The organism is Actinomadura sp. GC306 (assembly GCF_004348665.1).
GTDB lineage: Bacteria > Actinomycetota > Actinomycetes > Streptosporangiales > Streptosporangiaceae > Spirillospora.
On sequence record NZ_SMKM01000152.1, the window covers coordinates 1 to 15,864 of the forward strand.

A 15,864-nucleotide genomic window follows, 5' to 3' on the forward strand; every position below is an offset into this window, starting at 1 on the left:
GGGCCAGGTGTATCTCGAAGGGGCTTGGGGGCGTGAACGGGACGTGGTCGGTGGTGCCCCAGAAGTCGTTGAAGTCGTTCTCGGTGAGGGCCACGGTGGCGTTGATCGTGCGGGTGGCGGCCGCCGGGCCGGTGGCCAGCCAGGACCAGTGGTCGGTGAGGAGGCCGCGGGCGGCGGTGCGCAGGACGTTGAGGGCGGTGAGGTCGTGCGGGCAGGCGACGTCGCTGATCTGGAGTTCCGGGAGGCCGAAGCGGCGGAGGCCGCGGGTGCGGAGCCGTACGCAGGCGCAGCCGTTGACGCCTTCGGGGTCCAGCGCGGGCTCTGCGGCGGTGCAGCGGCCGTTGGCGCGGAACGGCGGTAGGACGTCGCCCAGCCAGTGGTCCGCCAGGACGAAGCGGGGTCTATCGGTGGCGGAGGGCGGCAGGACGTGACCCGTCGTGAGGTCCGCGGCGATTCCGCCGGTGGCGTCTGCGATGGCGTGGGCGGCGGCGCGGGCCACCTGGGCGCCGCGGGGCTGGTCGGTGATCGGCGTGAAGGCGGAGATGACGGCGAACTCCGTCGCGTTGCCGAAAGCCCGTGCGGCTTGTCTGTCTTCGGGGCGGGCCGCCTTGATCTGCGCCGGGTCCCAGCGGAGGCACGTGAGGTCCTCCCGGGTGATGTGCAGTTGGGGTGAGCCGAGCCGTCCGGCGAAGTGGGCTTGGTACGGGCCGGCCGGACTCCGGTGCAGCATGGCGGACATGTCGGCCGGGACGCTCGTGGCGGCGACGGCGAACCGGGAGGTCGTGGTGGACGGGACTGGAAACGTGATCGTGGTCATCGGGGCCGCTCCTTCCGAGGGGGGACGTGCTGTGTCGCCAGCATGCGCGGGGGACGGGCTGAGGAGTGGGCGAACCCGTACCTGTGGATAACTCTCGGTGCGGTGATCCTTCCGGAGGGGGACATATCGCCCTCCCGGGGTGTGGGTGAAACCTGGCCCCGGATGGGTGTATAGCTGTTGGCGCGAAGTGGCCAGCGGGCCCGGCATCATTGGGTAAAGTCGCCGTCACCCTTGGTAAGGATCACGTGAGAGGCGACGCATGTGCCGACTTTTCGCCATGAGCACGGGCGGGCCCCGGGTCCGCGCGGCGCACTGGTTGCTCGACGCGCCCCGGAGCCTGCGCGCGCAGAGCCATCGGATGCGGCACGGGGCCGGTCTCGGATGGTTCTCGCTCGGCGGGGAGCCCATCCGGGACAGGGCGCCCCTCGCGGCCTTCGAGAACGCCGACTTCGACCTGCACGCCCGGAACGTCCCGTCCCACACGTTCGTGTCGCATGTCAGGGACGCGTCCGTCGGTGGGCTGACGGTTCGCAACTGCCACCCGTTCGTGATGAACGACCGGCTCTTCGCCCACAACGGCGTGGTGAAGGGGCTGGAGACGCTCCGGACGTGGCTGACCGAGGTGGAGAGCGCACAGGTCTCCGGTGAGACCGACTCGGAGCTCGTGTTCGCGTACGTGACCGCCGAGATCCGCCGGCATGGCGACACGACGGCGGGGATCGTCGAGGCCGTACGGCGAATCGGAGCCGAGCTCCCCGTGTTCTCCCTGAACATGCTCGTGGCCGAGCCCGGGCGGATATGGGCGCTGCGCTACCCGGAGAGCAACGAGCTCTGGGTCCTGTCGCCCGGTGAGGGCGGTACGAGCGAGCCGGGAGCGGACGGGACGGTGCCCGCCGTCGTCATCGCCAGCGAGCCCATGGACGACCGGCGGGGGTGGCGCCTCCTCCGGGCCGGGGAGCTGCTGGTCGTGGAGGGGCTCGCCGAGACCTCGCTGTTCCCGTTCGGGCCGCTGAGCCGTCCGCTGCGCCGCTCGGATCTCTCGCTCCGGGAGGCCGCGTCCCAGACGACGGACGGGCCGCCGGCCGCACCGGGGACGGGTGTTCCAGCGCCGGATTCCGGGCCTCTCGCCGGTCCGGCGCCCGTTCTCGCGGTCACCGAAGGCGGTTCGGGGTCCTAGGGCGCGCCGGTCTCCGGCGCGCGGGCTCCCGCCGAACCGCGGCCGGGTTCCGGATCCGGGGCCGGTGTCCAGCTCCGACACGCCGTTCACCACGGAAAAGACCAGCTTCGGCCGAATTCGCGGTGATTCGCGCGGCATCGACGGTGTAATCAGGGGGAATGTGTACGTTGGGGAGATCAACACTGCTGTGAGCTGCGGGGACGGGCCCCGCGGCGGCAGCCCTTGAAACCAGGAGGTCCCCGTGGCCCGAACACTGTCGAGAGGCACCCGCGTGACCGGTGCCGAACGCACGCAACTCGCCGCCGAGCTCGCCCCGCGGTACGCCGCCGGGGAGAGCATCCGCGACCTGGCGGCCGAGACCGGCCGGTCCTACGGGTTCATCTACAACGTCCTCAAGGAGGCGGGCGTCCCGCTCCGGGGCCGGGGCGGCAACACCCGGCGCAAGAAGTCCTGACCCGCTCCCACGACAAGAAGGAGAACGCGCGCATGGTCGGACGTCCCCCTCGCCCCCCGGGGGGACCCCGCGCGCTAGGAACGGCGGTCGGCCCCGGTGACCTCGTGGCGACCGTTCAGGCTGGCGAGATCCGCGGCCGCACGGCCGGCGACCCAGCCCTCGTAGTTGGACACCGAACCCGCCCGACCCTTGGCGAGGTTCGGGAACATCGCGCCGACGGCCTGTTCGACGGCCTGGTCGCGTGCGGCCAGGACGGGGACCAGATCGTTCCCGCCGGCGCTCTCGGCCGCCCGGTCGGCGGCCTCCCGCAGCCGCTCCCCGATGCGGGCGGCGTAGGCGTTGAGGAAGGCGTGGCGGAACGAACGCGTCCTTGACCGCCCCCGCGCGTCGCGCCTGGGGCCCGCGTGCACCATGGCGGCGGTCGCCTGGACGAGCAGCGACGTGAACAGCATCTCCACCGCGGCCAGATCGGCCGGGTAGCCCATGACCGTGGAGAACCCCAGCTCCCGATGCCACACGGCTCTGCACCGGTTGGCGTCGGCCACCACCGTCAGCAGGACCGCCTTGGGCGAGTCATAGGGGTTGTCCACCGCGATGCGCCGTCCGGCGGGACCTCCGATGTCGCCTGTCTTTGCGGCCAGCAGCGCATGGTCGATGCTGTGCCGCGCCATCAGCTCCTGAGCGCGCGCGCTCAGCGCTTCCGCCTCCTCAGGGAACTCCGTCGACTCGGCTTTGGCGAGCAGTGCCCTGACCTTGCCGAGCGTTCGCTGATCGACCTCTCGCATCCGCTCGTCGGTGCTGTGGTTGCCTTGCACGGACGTCCCGGGACGTGGGCCAAGGCTGGGCAGCCTTGGCAGCCCCTCCAGCAAGTGGATGACTTCGATCGCGCAAGCGGTGTAGGCGAAGTGGTCCACGCCTTCGCGTGCGCACCAGGCGGCCGGGTGGCCGTCATCGTCCGCCCACCACACGTCTGCTTCAAGGACGGCGAGCTGCTCGCGCCAACGGCCGTCCACGGTGGCGGCGGAGTAGGCCCGCATCTCGTCCGCGATCGCGTCGGTCACGAGCCGTGCGTGCCTGGACGTGCGGCGGCGCGAGGTGAACCTGACCACATCGGCCGGCTGCCAGCCCCGCTCCCACGCATGCGTGACCGCCCGTCGAAGGCGAGCGGCAAGGCCCAGGTGGACGGCGCGCGTCCAGCCCGGGAGGGCCGTCTCCAGGACGAGCCGACGGAATCCGGCGTGGTCGCCGAGCGAGAGCGACCGCACGGCTTCGGCGATCAGGGCGTCGGCGGCCGCCGTCGCCTCGCCAGGCCGGGAACCTCGCCGCACGATCCGCCACCCCCGTCGTCCGCGTCATCCGGGCACGACGCATCCTGCCATCGCGGGGCGGACGGATCGCCTCGCCCCGGCGGAACCCGTCCGATCGGACGACACAAGGCCCCCGACCGTGAGGTCGGAGGCCACGGGAAGGAGGCAGTTCGTCCTACTCGTCCGGGTCGCCGCGCATTTCCTCGATGACCACGCTCTGATACGCGCGGGAGGTGTCGGGGACGTAACTGAGCCGCGCGAGCGCCTTGCCCTCGGCGTCCCGGATCTCGAAGTGGTAGCCGTCCCTCGCGTCGCCGACGTGCGCCGCGGCCTGGTCGTGCCGGAGCCGGCACATCGTGTCGACCTTCTCCAGCGCCACCTTCAGGGTCCCCGCGTCGCTGATGAGCCGGGCGGGCTCACTCGTCTCCCAGATCTCGAACATCGGTCGTGTCCTGTCAGCGGTCGGTCGGTCGGTCGGACGAACGTGGCGGGGCATTCCAAGACGTCGCAGACAGCTTGAACCCCTTTGGTGGAACTTTCAATCAACCCAGGTATCGGATTGATCACTATTCGAAGTTCTGCCCGGTCAGGGCACCTTGTCCGCATCTGGCGGTGTCTGGGTGCTTTTGCGGCGTACCTCGGTCTCGATAGGGTCGGCCATCGCAACCGAACGAGATTCGGAAAGGAACCGGAGTGGACTACCGGGTCGTGTCCATCGTCCGAGACAACGCCCGCGATTGCGGTACGGCGCCCGCCGTCACCGGGGACGGGCGGACCGTGAGCTACGCCGAGCTCCACGAGCGCTCCAGCCGGGTCGCGCAGGCCCTCCGGGCCGCGGGGCTCGGGCCCGGGTCGCGGGTCGCGTACCTGGGCAAGAACGCGCCCGAGTACTTCGACCTCCTGTTCGGCGCCGCGAAGATCGGCGCGGTGACGGCCCCGGTCAACTGGCGGCTGACCCCGGCCGAGATCGCCGCGATCGTCACCGACGCGGAGGCCCCGGTCACGGTGGTGGACGCCGAGTTCGCGGATCTCGCGCCCGGCCTCCCCGGCCGGACCGTCATCACCGGCGAGGACTACGAGAGCTGGCTCGCCGGCCACCCGGCCGAGGACCCCGGCCACATCGGGGAGCCGGACGACATCGTCGTGCAGCTCTACACGTCCGGCACGACCGGGCTGCCGAAGGGCGTGCAGCTGAGCAACGCCAACTTCGAGGTGGGGGAGCGGATGGCCCGCCGTTGGCGCCTGGACGCCTCGGCGGTGAGCCTCGTTCCGATGCCGCTGTTCCACATCGGCGGCACCGGCTGGGCGCTGGCCGGACTCTACGCGGGGTGCCGGCAGGTGCTGGTCCGCGACATCGACCCGGCCGGGCTGGTGGACACGTTCGAGCGCGAGCGGATCACCAACGCGTTCATCGTCCCGGCCGTGCTGCAGTTCATGTGCGACGTCCCGGGCGCCGCCGAGCGCGACTACTCGGCGCTGCGGGCGATCACCTACGGCGCGTCCCCGATCACCTCGGAGGTGCTGCGCCGCGCGCTCGACACGTTCAGGGCCCCGCTCTTCCAGCTGTACGGCATGACGGAGACGACGGGCGCGATCGTCCAGCTCGAACCCGAGGACCACGACCCGGGCGGGCCGCGCGCGCACCTGATGCGCTCGGCGGGACGGCCGTACGACTGGGTCGAGGTGAGGATCGTCGAACCCGGCGGCAGCGTCGAGCGGCCGGTGGGCGAGGTCGGCGAGGTGCTGACCAGGTCCAGCCAGAACACGCCCGGCTACTGGAACCGCCCCGAGGAGACGGAGCGGCTCCTGGCCGCGGACGGCTGGCTCCGCACCGGCGACGCGGGCTACGTGGACGCCGAGGGCTACCTCTTCCTCACCGACCGGATCAAGGACATGATCGTCACGGGCGCCGAGAACGTGTACCCGATCGAGGTCGAGGAGGTCCTCGCGGCGCACCCGGGGATCGCCGACGTCGCGGTCATCGGCGTCCCGGACGAGCGGTGGGGAGAGACCGTCAAGGCCGTCGTCGTGCCCGCGCCCGGCGCGCAGCTCGCGGAGGACGAGGTGATCGAGTACGCCCGCGAGCGCCTGGCCGGCTTCAAGCGCCCCCGCTCGGTCGACATCGTGGACGCCCTGCCCCGCAATCCCAGCGGCAAGATCCTCAAGAAGGACCTGCGCGCCCCGTACTGGGAGGGCATGGGCCGGACCATCGGCTGATGAACCACCACCACCGAGTTCCGTCAGATGTGTTGACTTGCGGCCTGTTGCCCTTATGAGGACGCCGGAAAGGGCGACACGCCACAAGTCAACGATCACCGGACTGGGCGGCTCCTCGGGGACGTCAGGCGTCGGCTAGGGTGACGACCCTTTCCTTTGCGTCGGGTTCCAGAAAGCTCAGGAGCGACTGACCTTCGTGGGTCAGCTCGTCCAGGGCGGTCTTGGGGAGCGGCTCGAAGGGACGCAGCCGCAGTGTGGCGACCTTGCGCTTGTACTCGGTCTCCCAGATGCCGTGTGCGAAGCCGTCCCAGAGGAACACCGCGCGGACGCGGAGGTTCTTCGTCGTGAGCAGCGGCCGGTGCGTGTCGGCGATGACGCGCCTGCGGTCGGCGTGCGCCAGGACGAGGCTGTCGAACTCGGGCAGGAAGCGCGGCGGAGCCGGGACGTCCTCGCCGGGCCGGGGAGCGTCGGGCAGGTCGAACAGCTCCTTGCCGCGGTCGTCGCCGAACGTACGCAGGCCGGGACGCAGACGCTCCAGCGCCGCACCGCACTCGGGATGGCCGGACCACGTCTGCGCGTCGGCGGCGGACGCCGGCCCGTAGGCCGCCAGGTAGCGGAGGACCAACTCGTCCAGGGCGGGCTCGTCCACGGGGGCGGTGCCCAGCCACTCGTCGGCCAGCGTGAACTGCGACGTACGGGGGAACCCCCACCTGTCCTGGGTCGGCACCATGGCGAGTGGAACGCAGAGCCGGACGGCGTAGCCGAGAGCCCTGTCGTTGACGTCCGGGAACTGCTCCTGCAGGAGTGCACGGACCTCGTTGAACGTGCGGGGCTCCTGTCCGAGGAGCGCGCGCGCCGCCGGGACGACCTTCTCCATGTCCATCCCCTTGGCCCGGTTGCCCAGCACTCTGAGCGCGCCGTCCAGCACCGGCTGCATCGTCGTGCGGAAGGCCGTGTAGTCGGCACCGGTCATCAGGTGCAGGGTGGCTCGCATCATCGTGGCGCGCACAAGCGACCGGTCGTGCAGAGCTTCATTGAGGTCGGACGCTTGGAAGCCGTCCAGCCGGGTCCAGAGTCCCAGGAAAGGCGGCTTGGGCTCCTGCGCCTGCATGCCCAGGAGCCGCCCGACCGCCTCCGTTACGGGGATCGCTTCCCGCGCGAGGAGGAGCTGCCGGGCAAGCGTGGCGCGGTTGAGGGCTCGGACGCTGAGCGTTTCCGTCATCCGTCCAGCATGCACGCCCTCGCCGTCCGGCGTTGATCACCTTCCGCCCTGGGCGGCCGATCTTGCGTATCACCCCAGCTCATCCGCCCAGAACGCCAGGTGTCACGGCCGCCCGGCCGCAGTGGGAACGAGCGAGGGACGCAACGGTTACGGGGCGAAGATTTCAAAATGCACGTGCATCAGCTCTTGCACCTGCACGCCATCCCTAGCAGGATGATCCCCGGCCCCCCGCACGTGAACTCCCCGGAGATCGCGATGAACGCACACTTGAGTGACAGTGACCGGCACGCGCTGCGCCTTGCCCAGGATCTCCGCGAGGAGATGCGGGCGGCACTACCGCACCTGTCGGCGGCTCCCTCTGTCTCCCCGTTCGTCGACCAGGCGGGGATGCCCAGCGTCCTGCTGCGCATGGACGCCGACACCGCTCGCGCGCTCATGGCCCTGCTGGCCGAGCGCCGCCTGGAGCACGGTTCCGCGGAGCCACGCCGGGGCGACGGATCGCACATCCCGCCCGCGGCCCAGGCCGTCCCGGCGGCCCAGGGGGCCGTTGCGGCCTTCGGGCAGCATCCTCCTTACCCCGACGCGTCGTTCGCGCCGCCGCACCCGGGTGCCCCTGTCTTCACCGGCGGTACCGGCCCGACTCCGCTGGTCCCGTCGGTCTACCCGACGCACTGACGGTCCCCGGCCCTCGTCGCACGGAACACCCCGGTAGACGCTCCCTTCGCGGGTGTGTGCTCGCCCACACGGCGTCTCTATGCCGCCCACCCAGCGGATGCGGTCCGCGCCAACCCCGGCCGTGTATTCGTCCCTGCGCCGCCTCCGGGCCGTCCCGGGGGCGTGGCCAAGTCGGGGAACATTCTGGGGAGTGCAAACGCTGCACCATGTACGGTCATCCCAGGTGGGAGCCATACGAGCATAAAGATCTTTTGCCCGCGCGGCCCGGTAGCCCGGGCGGCAAGGGGGCCGCAGGCCCCGTTGCCAGAGGGGCACAGAAAAAGATCTACCTGGCCAAAGGTAAAGAAATCGCCCGTTTGGCTAAACCACGGTAATGCCGTATATAGTTCCTCCCAGGTCAGGGTCAATGAACCGTTGACCTGGCCCAACGCATAGTCGTCGCCTCCCGCCCGCCAGGCGGGTCCTCTACGCCGAACCACGGTCGTCCCATGCACCGGCCGTGCACCGTGCGGAGCCACTGAGCCCCCGGTCGGCGTCCATTCCCGCTATATCGAAGCCCGCGTCACACGCGCGTCCCCAGATGGTCGTGCGCCGATGGGCGCGAGCGCGGTCCGCCATGCCCGTGGATCGTTCCAAAGCGGGTCTCCCCACGCGACGGCTGCTCCCGAGTCCCGAGTCTCGGAGCCGTTCCCTCCTGCCCGGATTCCGGCGTGCGCCGACCGGTGCGGAACGGCGGCCCTGTACCCCGATCGAAGGAAACCCATGCAGCAGCGAGCGATCAATGCCGTCCTGACCGGCGTCACCGGCACCGCCCTGGCGGGCATGCTCGTCGCCGGCGTCGCCGCCGCCAGTGACGACTCCGCTCCCGGCGAGAAGCAGTTCCTTACGCAGGAGGCCGTGGCCGCGCAGCAGCACAGCGCGCGGCTGGACAAGCCCCAGAACAAGGCCGAGAACAAGGCCGAGAACAAGGCCGGGAACCAGACCCCCGCGGGCAACGCCGAGGACGCGCGGAAGAGCGAGGCCGCCAAGTCCGAGAGCGCGCCCGAGAAGAAGGGCCCGAAGGCCCTGCTCAGCGGCACGACCACCGCGTCCTACTTCTGGGACGACGGTTCCGGCATCAACGGCGACACGGGCGCCCCCGCCAGTGGCAAGCCGATGCAGAAGGGCATGTTCGCCAGCCCGAGCTGGCCGCTGCTCACCAAGGTCAAGGTGACCTACAACGGCCGCAGCGTGACCGGTTTCGTCGGCGACCGCGGTCCCGGCGAGCCGTCGCACCGGGGCATCATGCTCGACCTCGACACCTACACCTTCCGGTACCTGCTGGACGGCGGCAAGCCGAAGAGCAAGTACACCGCCGGAACCGGTGAGGGCCACCTGAAGGGCCTCAAGTGGGAGGTCCTGGAGTGGGGCAAGGGCGCCGGCAAGAAGGGCAAGCCCCAACCGTTCGGCTCCTGACCTGAGGCCGCCCGCGACCCGGTGGTGACGCGTCCCGCCCGGCTCGTGCGGCCTCGCACAGACCCGGCACAGGGCTGCCGGTGCATGGAAGACGGGGATTCCCCGGTATCGCGAGATGCCAGGGGAGTCCCCGTTTTCCTGTCCGCGGCCGTCAGCCCGCCAGGAGGGGGATGACGGCGGCGAACTCGTCCATGGCCGTGTCCGGGACCTGGTAGTAGGTGAAGCCGTAGCGGTCGCGGCGGGCGAGCATCTGCTCGGCGATGTGCTCCGGCGGGCCGACGAGCTGCGACGGCATGTCCAGGACGAGGTCGGCCGCCGACGTCCCCCAGCCGCGGAGGACGGCGACGCGCGCCGCGGCGCGCTGGGGGTCCATGTCGAAGCTGGGCGCCACCATCATGCTCAGCTCGACGTCCCGGTCTCCCGCGGCCTCGCGGACCAGGCGGACCTTGCGGGCGATGGTGTCCGGGAGCCGCTCGGTGACCTCCTCGGAGATCGTGCCGTCGGGGAGGGCGCGGGGGAGGATGCCGACGGTGTCGGCGTGCCGGCCGGCGATGCCGAGCATGCGCCCGCTGCCGGCGCCGACGACGAGCGGCGGCCGGTGCGCGGGCGGCGGGAACGTGGTCAGGCCGTCGATCCTGTAGTGGTCGCCCGCGAACGTGGTCGTCCGGCCGTCGAGGAGGCTCCGCAGGATCTCCAGGGACTCCTCCAGCCGCCCCACCCGCGTACCGGCCGCGTCGAACGGCATGCCGGCGGCCTTGTACTCGTCGCGCAGCCAGCCCGCGCCGACGCCGAGCTCGAACCGCCCGCCCGACAGGTGGTCGAGGGTGGCGGCCTCCTTGGCGAGCAGCACCGGGTGCCGGTAGTCGTTGGCCAGCACCATCGTGCCCAGCCGCAGCGTGCTCGTCACCGCCGCCGCGGCCGCCAGCGCGACCATGGGGGCGAGCTGGTCGCCGAAGGGCTCGGTGACGAAGTGGTCGCGCAGGACCAGCACGTCGTAGCCGAGTTCCTCGGCACGCCGCGCCGTGCGGGTGAGATCGGCGCCGGAGCGGATCGATTCGCCCACGACGCCGAAGCGGAAGTCTCTGTCCATGCCGCGATCATGGCGGCGGGTCTGCGCCGCGCGCTGGCGGGAATCCGACGCGGGGTTCGGCGGTGCGGTGCCGACCGGCGGAACGGGGCGAGTGGCTCGATTCGCCGTCCGTGCGGCGCAAGGGCGTCACCGACTGCCCCGTTCCCACCGGTCACATCCAGGCTGCGTCGCGATCGCCGGTTTTGCAACCCGGGGTAGGCCGGTCAGCCGATGCGCTGGGACAGCAGGCGGCCGGGCCATTCGCCGACGGTGAACTCCGCCACGGGCTCGAACCCGTGGCGCCGGTAGTACTCCACGAGCCGGCCGTCACCGCCGCCGTAGCAGTCGACGCGCAGCAGCCCGGCGCCCTTGGCGCGGGCCTCGTCCTTCGCCTTGGCGATCAGTGCGCTTCCCACGCCCTCGCCCGCGAACGAGCGGTCGGTCACCAGCAGCGTGATGTAGAGCTCGGGTTCTTCTATCGCGTCCACGTAGTGCGGTGGTCGCGGAGCCACGGCCATGACGCCCGCCGGAGCGCCCCGCACCTCCGCCACCCAGATCTCGTCATCGTGGGCGATCCCGCCGACGCGCTCCACCCGGCGCGGGTCGGCCGACCAGGGCTCGGTGCCCCACTGGCCCGTCCGGCCGTGCGCGACGAGCCATTCCACGGCGCCGTCGAGCATCCCGAGCATGACCGGCGCGTCCGCGGCGCCGCCCTTGCGGATCTCCATCGCGCACCTCCTCGCGTCGATCCTGGCAGCTTCCCGATCATGGCGCGAGGCGGGCCGGGCGGCGGATCACCCGCCGATGAACTCCTGCGCGCGGCGGAACAGGCCGAGCGTGATCGAGTGGAGCATGTCGCCCGTCTCCCGGGGCGCCTTGCCGGCGAACGCGCGGGCGTTCGTGCCCTCCAGGACGATGCCGAGCTTGAAGCACGCGAGCACCGCGTACCAGGTGATGGACGACAGGTCGCGCCCGGCGACGGCGTCCGCGCGCTCGGCGTAGGTGCCGACGAGGTCGTCCGGCGCGGGCAGGCCGCCCGTCGCGCCGAGCGGGCCGGCCAGCGCCGCGCTCTGGTCGGCGCGGTCGGGCCAGGTGGCCAGCAGCCAGCCGAGGTCGAGCAGCGGATCGCCGATCGTGCACATCTCCCAGTCGACGATCGCCGCGACCTCGGGGCCGTCGAACGCGTACATCAGGTTCGCCAGGTGGTAGTCACCGTGCAGGATGCCCGGCCGCCATGTCGCCGGACGGTGCTCGCCCAGCCAGCGGGCGACGTCGTCCAGGCCGGGGATGTCCGGCCCCGGGTAGCCGTCCAGCGCGCTGTAGGAGTCGAGTTCGGACAGCCAGCGGCTTACCTGCCGCTCAAGGAAGCCCTCCGGTTTGCCGAAATCGTGCAGTCCGACGGCCTTGTAGTCGACCGCCCCTAGGGCCGCCAGCGCGCGCGCCGCGTTCAGGCCCATCTCGCGTTGGACGGCCTTGTCCCCGGCATGCAGGTCGGGCAACGTCACCGACGCGTTGAAGCCCTTCACCGGTGTCATCAGGTAGAAGACCGCCCCGTTCATGACGGTCTCGTCGGGGCAGGCGGCGATGAGGCGGGGCGCCGGGACGTCCGTGCCGTCCAGGGCCGCCAGTACGCGGGCCTCCCGGCGCAGGACGTCGTTCGTCCTCGCCCGCAGATGGCTCGGCCCGCGCCGCAGCACGTACTCGCGGCCGCCCCGGCGGAACCGGAGCAGGGTGTTCTGCGTGCCGCCCGCCAGCCGCTCGACGTCCTCGAACGGGCCCTCCGGAAGGCCCTGGCCGTCCATCCAGCCGGCCAGGACGTCGAAGTCGACGAGCGCGCGGTCGATCTGCACAGGCTGCACGGGCGGATCCCTTCCCGGACACGGGTCACCTGCCGACACCGGACACCGGAGGCTAACAGTCATGCACTTGCATTACTGCTTGAGGGAGGTAGATTATCGGGGGAAACGACGCTGGAGGTTCGCCATGGCATGGGACTTCGAGACCGACCCCGCCTACCAGGAGCTGCTCGACTGGGCGGACGCCTTCGTGCGGGACGAGGTCGAGCCGCTCGACCTCGTCCTCGGCGACCCCTACGACAAGACCGACCCCCGCTACAAGGAGCTGGTGCGCCCCCTCCAGGACCGCGTCCGCGAGAAGGGCCTGTGGGCGTGCCACCTCGGGCCGGACCTAGGCGGCCAGGGCTACGGCCAGGTGAAGCTGGCGCTGCTCAACGAGATCCTGGGGCGCTCCCGCTGGGCGCCCTCGGTCTTCGGCTGCCAGGCGCCCGACTCGGGCAACGCGGAGATCATCGCCCACTTCGGGACGCCCTCCCAGAAGGAGCGCTACCTGCGCCCCCTCCTGGACGGCGAGATCTCCTCGTCCTACTCGATGACCGAGCCGCACGGGGGCGCCGACCCGACCCTGTTCACCACCCGGGCGGTCCGCGACGGGGACGGCTGGGTCATCAACGGGGAGAAGTGGTTCTCCTCCAACGCGCGGCACGCCACGTTCCTGATCGTGATGGCGGTGACGAACCCCGACGTGTCCGCCTACGAGGGCATGTCGATGTTCATCGTCCCGGCCGACGCGCCCGGCCTGATCACCGTCCGCAACGTGGGTGTGGGCGGCGAGCGCGAGGGCTCCCACGGGTACCTGCGCTACGACAACGTCCGCGTCCCGGCCGAGAACCTGCTCGGCGACGAGGGCGGCGCGTTCGTGATCGCGCAGACCCGCCTCGGCGGCGGCCGCATCCATCACGCCATGCGCACGATCGCGCAGGTCCGCAAGGCGTTCGACATGATGCTGGAGCGCGCGGTGTCCCGCCAGACGCGGTTCGGGGCGCTCGCCAAGATGCAGATGACCCGGGAGAAGATCGCCGACAGCTGGATCGAGATCGAGCAGTTCCGGCTGCTGGTCCTGCGCACCGCGTGGCTGATCGACAAGCACGGCGACTACAAGAAGGTCCGCAAGGACATCGCCGCCGTCAAGGCCGCGATGCCGAAGGTCTACCACGACGTCGTCCAGCGCGCGATGCACCTGCACGGCGCGCTCGGGGTGTCGAACGAGATGCCGTTCGCCGCCATGATGCTGGGGGCGCAGGCGATGGCGATCGCCGACGGCCCCACCGAGGTCCACAAGATCACCCTCGCCCGGCAGCTGCTGCGCGACGTCGAGCCCGTCGAGGGCCTGTGGCCGTCCGGTCACCTGCCCACCCGCCGGGAGGCGGCCCGCGAGCGCTTCGCCGACGCGCTGGAGCACGCGATCGGCAATGAGTGACACCCGCGAGCGGCTGCTCGATGCCGCCGAGCGGCTCTACGCCGCGCGCGGCGTGGACGCGGTGAGTCTCCGGGAGATCCTCCAGGAGGCGGGCGCCCGCAACGCGACGGCCGTCCAGTACCACTTCGGGGACCGCGCCGGGGTCGTCCGCGCGATCATGGCGCGGCACGCCCCCGAGGTGGAGGCCCGGCGGCACGCCCTGCTCGACGCCTACGAGGACGGCGAGCGGGGCGTGCGGCCGCTGGCCGGCGCGCTGGTCCGGCCGCTGGCGGCCCGCCTCGCCGACGAGTCGGGCCGCGCCTTCCTGCAGATCTGGGCGGACGTCGTCAACCGCCCGGCGCCGCTCGTCCCGGTCGCCGTCCTCGACGACCCCGAGGACAGCCTGTGCCGCTGGCGCCTCCTCGTCGAGCCGCTGCTGGAGGAGGACGCGGCCCGCCTGCACCGCCGTTTCACCGCCATCCTGTACGCCTCGATCGAGCTCGCCCGCCGGGCCCGCTCGGGACCGCGCACCGACGACCGCCTGTTCACCAGCTACCTGATCGACGTCGTCGCCGCGATCCTCGGCGCGCCCGTCTCGCCCGAGACCCGGCGGCTGGCCGCCGAGCGCGACGCCGCCCGGCCGGTGAGGTCACATTCGTCCAAGACCCCCTGATCCCCCGCCGCCCAGACTGGGCATGTCCGGTCACGACAGGGGAGGACGACATGACCAAAGAGATCCGCAGGACCTTCTATCCCATCGTCAACTGCGCCGACACGGCCGCGTCGATGGAATGGCTGGAGAAGGCGTTCGGCTTCCAGCCGCGCGAGGTGCACCGCGACGAGGCGGGCAACGTGGTGCACGCCGAGATGGCCTTCGACACCGGCATCCTGATGTTCGGCAACGGTGAGCCCGGCAAGACGGCCCTGTACGTCGCCGTGGACGACCCCGACGCTCACCACGACCGCGCCAAGGCCGCGGGCGCCGAGATCACCGCCGAGCTGTCCGACAAGGAGTACGGCTCCCGCGACTACGCGGCCCGCGACCTGGACGGCAACGAGTGGTACTTCGGCACCTACCGCCCCTGACCATCCTTGACTGCCCTCCCGGCCCGGAGGGAGCGGCGCGCGGGGGGCGCCGGCCCCCGGGTAGGGGTGCCCGCCGCCGACCTCGCGTGCGCCGAGAATCCGACAGCGGGGCGGCCCGCGGTTTGGCACACGGTCACACGATTCCGGCCAATCCCAAATAGCGCTGTAGAACCCTATTGTCTCAGTTGTCGATTTTGGCGACCATGGCTCCGGTTGATCATCTTCTCCGGAGGGAGTTCTCATGGCCGCCGAAATCCACCTCACCCGCAGAGGGCTGCTCGGAGGCACCGGCGCGGTGCTCGGGGGTGCGCTGCTCGGCCCGCTGGCCGGTGCGCCGTCCGCCGCATCGGCGCAGGCCGCGCCCCGCGTGTACACCCGGTCGGAGTGGCTGGCACGGCCGCCCACGTCGGCGGCGACGGTGCTGGACCGGGCCCCGGACCACATCGTCGTGCACCACACCGCGACGCCCAATTCCACCGACTACTCGCTGAACCACGCCTTCGCGCTGTCAAGATCGATTCAGAACTACCACATGGACGGCAACGGCTGGGCCGACACCGGGCAGCAGCTCACCATCAGCCGCGGCGGCCACCTGATGGAGGGGCGCAACCGCAGCCTCAGCGCCATCAACGCCGGCGACCACGTGGTCGGCGCGCAGACCGGCGGCCACAACAGCCACACGATCGGCATCGAGAACGAGGGCAACTACATGACCGCCGCGCCCACGGGCTCGCTCTGGAGCGCGCTGGTCGCGACCTGCGCGTGGCTGTGCGACGTGTACGGGCTCGACCCGCACGCGGCGATCGTCGGGCACCGCGACTACAACGCCACCGCCTGCCCCGGCGACGTCCTGTACGCGCGGCTGCCGCAGCTGCGCAACGAGGTCGCCGGCAGCATCGGCGCGCGGCGCGTCACGCAGAGCTCCCCTGCCGTGCCCAGCGGCCTGCCCGGACCGCGCCACGCCTTCGACCACGGACCGGCGCTGAGCTCCGGGGAGCGCATCCGCTGATCTCGCCGGCCGGAAAACGGGAGGCCCGCGGGACCGGTCCGGTGCTACCGTGCCGAGGCCGGCCGCGGGACTCCGGTGCGACTTCCGGAACCCACCTTCAAGTGATGATTCGCAGCTCGCG

16 protein-coding genes are annotated in these 15,864 nt (G+C 71.4%); 9 read left to right on the forward strand and 7 right to left on the reverse strand.

What is annotated here, in order from left to right; translation table 11 throughout:
* On the reverse strand, positions 1–817 hold an 817-nt coding region (locus E1200_RS20575; RefSeq protein WP_131953684.1), incomplete at its 3' end, for a hypothetical protein.
* Between the two features lie 259 nt (positions 818–1,076).
* On the opposite strand from E1200_RS20575, the gene E1200_RS20580 reads away from it, so the two are divergent.
* A complete protein-coding gene (locus E1200_RS20580) occupies positions 1,077–1,994 on the forward strand; it encodes a class II glutamine amidotransferase (RefSeq protein WP_131953685.1) in 918 nt (305 codons plus the stop codon).
* A gap of 241 nt (positions 1,995–2,235) precedes the next feature.
* Positions 2,236–2,448, forward strand: a complete 213-nt coding sequence (locus E1200_RS20585; RefSeq protein WP_131884259.1) for a helix-turn-helix domain-containing protein — start codon at positions 2,236–2,238, stop codon at positions 2,446–2,448.
* 74 nt (positions 2,449–2,522) lie between these two features.
* Here E1200_RS20585 and E1200_RS20590 read toward each other — a convergent pair whose 3' ends face one another.
* Both E1200_RS20590 and E1200_RS20595 read right to left on the reverse strand, forming a co-directional pair.
* A complete protein-coding gene (locus E1200_RS20590) occupies positions 2,523–3,776 on the reverse strand; it encodes a DUF2786 domain-containing protein (RefSeq protein ID WP_131953686.1) in 1,254 nt (417 codons plus the stop codon).
* A gap of 154 nt (positions 3,777–3,930) precedes the next feature.
* Positions 3,931–4,197, reverse strand: a complete 267-nt coding sequence (locus E1200_RS20595; RefSeq protein WP_131953687.1) for a hypothetical protein — start codon at positions 4,195–4,197, stop codon at positions 3,931–3,933.
* A gap of 251 nt (positions 4,198–4,448) precedes the next feature.
* Between E1200_RS20595 and E1200_RS20600 the strand changes: the two genes are divergently transcribed.
* The gene (locus E1200_RS20600) at positions 4,449–5,972 is read left to right on the forward strand and encodes a long-chain-fatty-acid--CoA ligase (protein ID WP_131953688.1); all 1,524 of its coding nucleotides are present in this window, start codon (positions 4,449–4,451) and stop codon (positions 5,970–5,972) included.
* Between the two features lie 124 nt (positions 5,973–6,096).
* Here E1200_RS20600 and E1200_RS20605 read toward each other — a convergent pair whose 3' ends face one another.
* On the reverse strand, positions 6,097–7,194 hold the full coding sequence (locus tag E1200_RS20605) for a winged helix DNA-binding domain-containing protein (protein WP_131953689.1): 1,098 nt from the start codon (positions 7,192–7,194) through the stop codon (positions 6,097–6,099).
* A gap of 267 nt (positions 7,195–7,461) precedes the next feature.
* Here E1200_RS20605 and E1200_RS20610 point away from each other — a divergent pair, with 267 nt between their 5' ends.
* Positions 7,462–7,869 carry a hypothetical protein gene (locus E1200_RS20610; RefSeq protein ID WP_131953690.1) on the forward strand — a complete coding sequence of 136 codons (408 nt, stop codon included), beginning with the start codon at positions 7,462–7,464 and terminating at the stop codon, positions 7,867–7,869.
* A gap of 762 nt (positions 7,870–8,631) precedes the next feature.
* Positions 8,632–9,324 carry a hypothetical protein gene (locus E1200_RS20615; protein ID WP_131953691.1) on the forward strand — a complete coding sequence of 231 codons (693 nt, stop codon included), beginning with the start codon at positions 8,632–8,634 and terminating at the stop codon, positions 9,322–9,324.
* Positions 9,325–9,475: 151 nt separating this feature from the next.
* Here E1200_RS20615 and E1200_RS20620 read toward each other — a convergent pair whose 3' ends face one another.
* From E1200_RS20620 to E1200_RS20630, 3 genes are all read right to left on the reverse strand, one after another.
* On the reverse strand, positions 9,476–10,414 hold the full coding sequence (locus E1200_RS20620) for a TIGR03621 family F420-dependent LLM class oxidoreductase (RefSeq protein ID WP_131953692.1): 939 nt from the start codon (positions 10,412–10,414) through the stop codon (positions 9,476–9,478).
* Between the two features lie 203 nt (positions 10,415–10,617).
* Positions 10,618–11,121, reverse strand: a complete 504-nt coding sequence (locus E1200_RS20625) for a GNAT family N-acetyltransferase (RefSeq protein ID WP_131953693.1) — start codon at positions 11,119–11,121, stop codon at positions 10,618–10,620.
* Positions 11,122–11,187: 66 nt separating this feature from the next.
* The gene (locus E1200_RS20630; RefSeq protein ID WP_347813230.1) at positions 11,188–12,252 is read right to left on the reverse strand and encodes a phosphotransferase family protein; all 1,065 of its coding nucleotides are present in this window, start codon (positions 12,250–12,252) and stop codon (positions 11,188–11,190) included.
* A 124-nt stretch (positions 12,253–12,376) separates the two neighbouring features.
* Here E1200_RS20630 and E1200_RS20635 point away from each other — a divergent pair, with 124 nt between their 5' ends.
* From E1200_RS20635 to E1200_RS20650, 4 genes are all read left to right on the forward strand, one after another.
* Positions 12,377–13,669, forward strand: a complete 1,293-nt coding sequence (locus E1200_RS20635) for an acyl-CoA dehydrogenase family protein (RefSeq protein ID WP_131953695.1) — start codon at positions 12,377–12,379, stop codon at positions 13,667–13,669.
* A complete protein-coding gene (locus E1200_RS20640; RefSeq protein WP_131953696.1) occupies positions 13,662–14,321 on the forward strand; it encodes a TetR/AcrR family transcriptional regulator in 660 nt (219 codons plus the stop codon). The genes E1200_RS20635 and E1200_RS20640 overlap by 8 nt, the downstream gene beginning before the upstream one ends.
* 50 nt (positions 14,322–14,371) lie before the next feature.
* Positions 14,372–14,734, forward strand: coding sequence for a VOC family protein (locus tag E1200_RS20645; protein ID WP_131953697.1), 363 nt, complete (start codon positions 14,372–14,374; stop codon positions 14,732–14,734).
* A 241-nt stretch (positions 14,735–14,975) separates the two neighbouring features.
* A complete protein-coding gene (locus E1200_RS20650) occupies positions 14,976–15,743 on the forward strand; it encodes a peptidoglycan recognition family protein (RefSeq protein WP_131953698.1) in 768 nt (255 codons plus the stop codon).
* Positions 15,744–15,864: the final 121 nt, after the last annotated feature.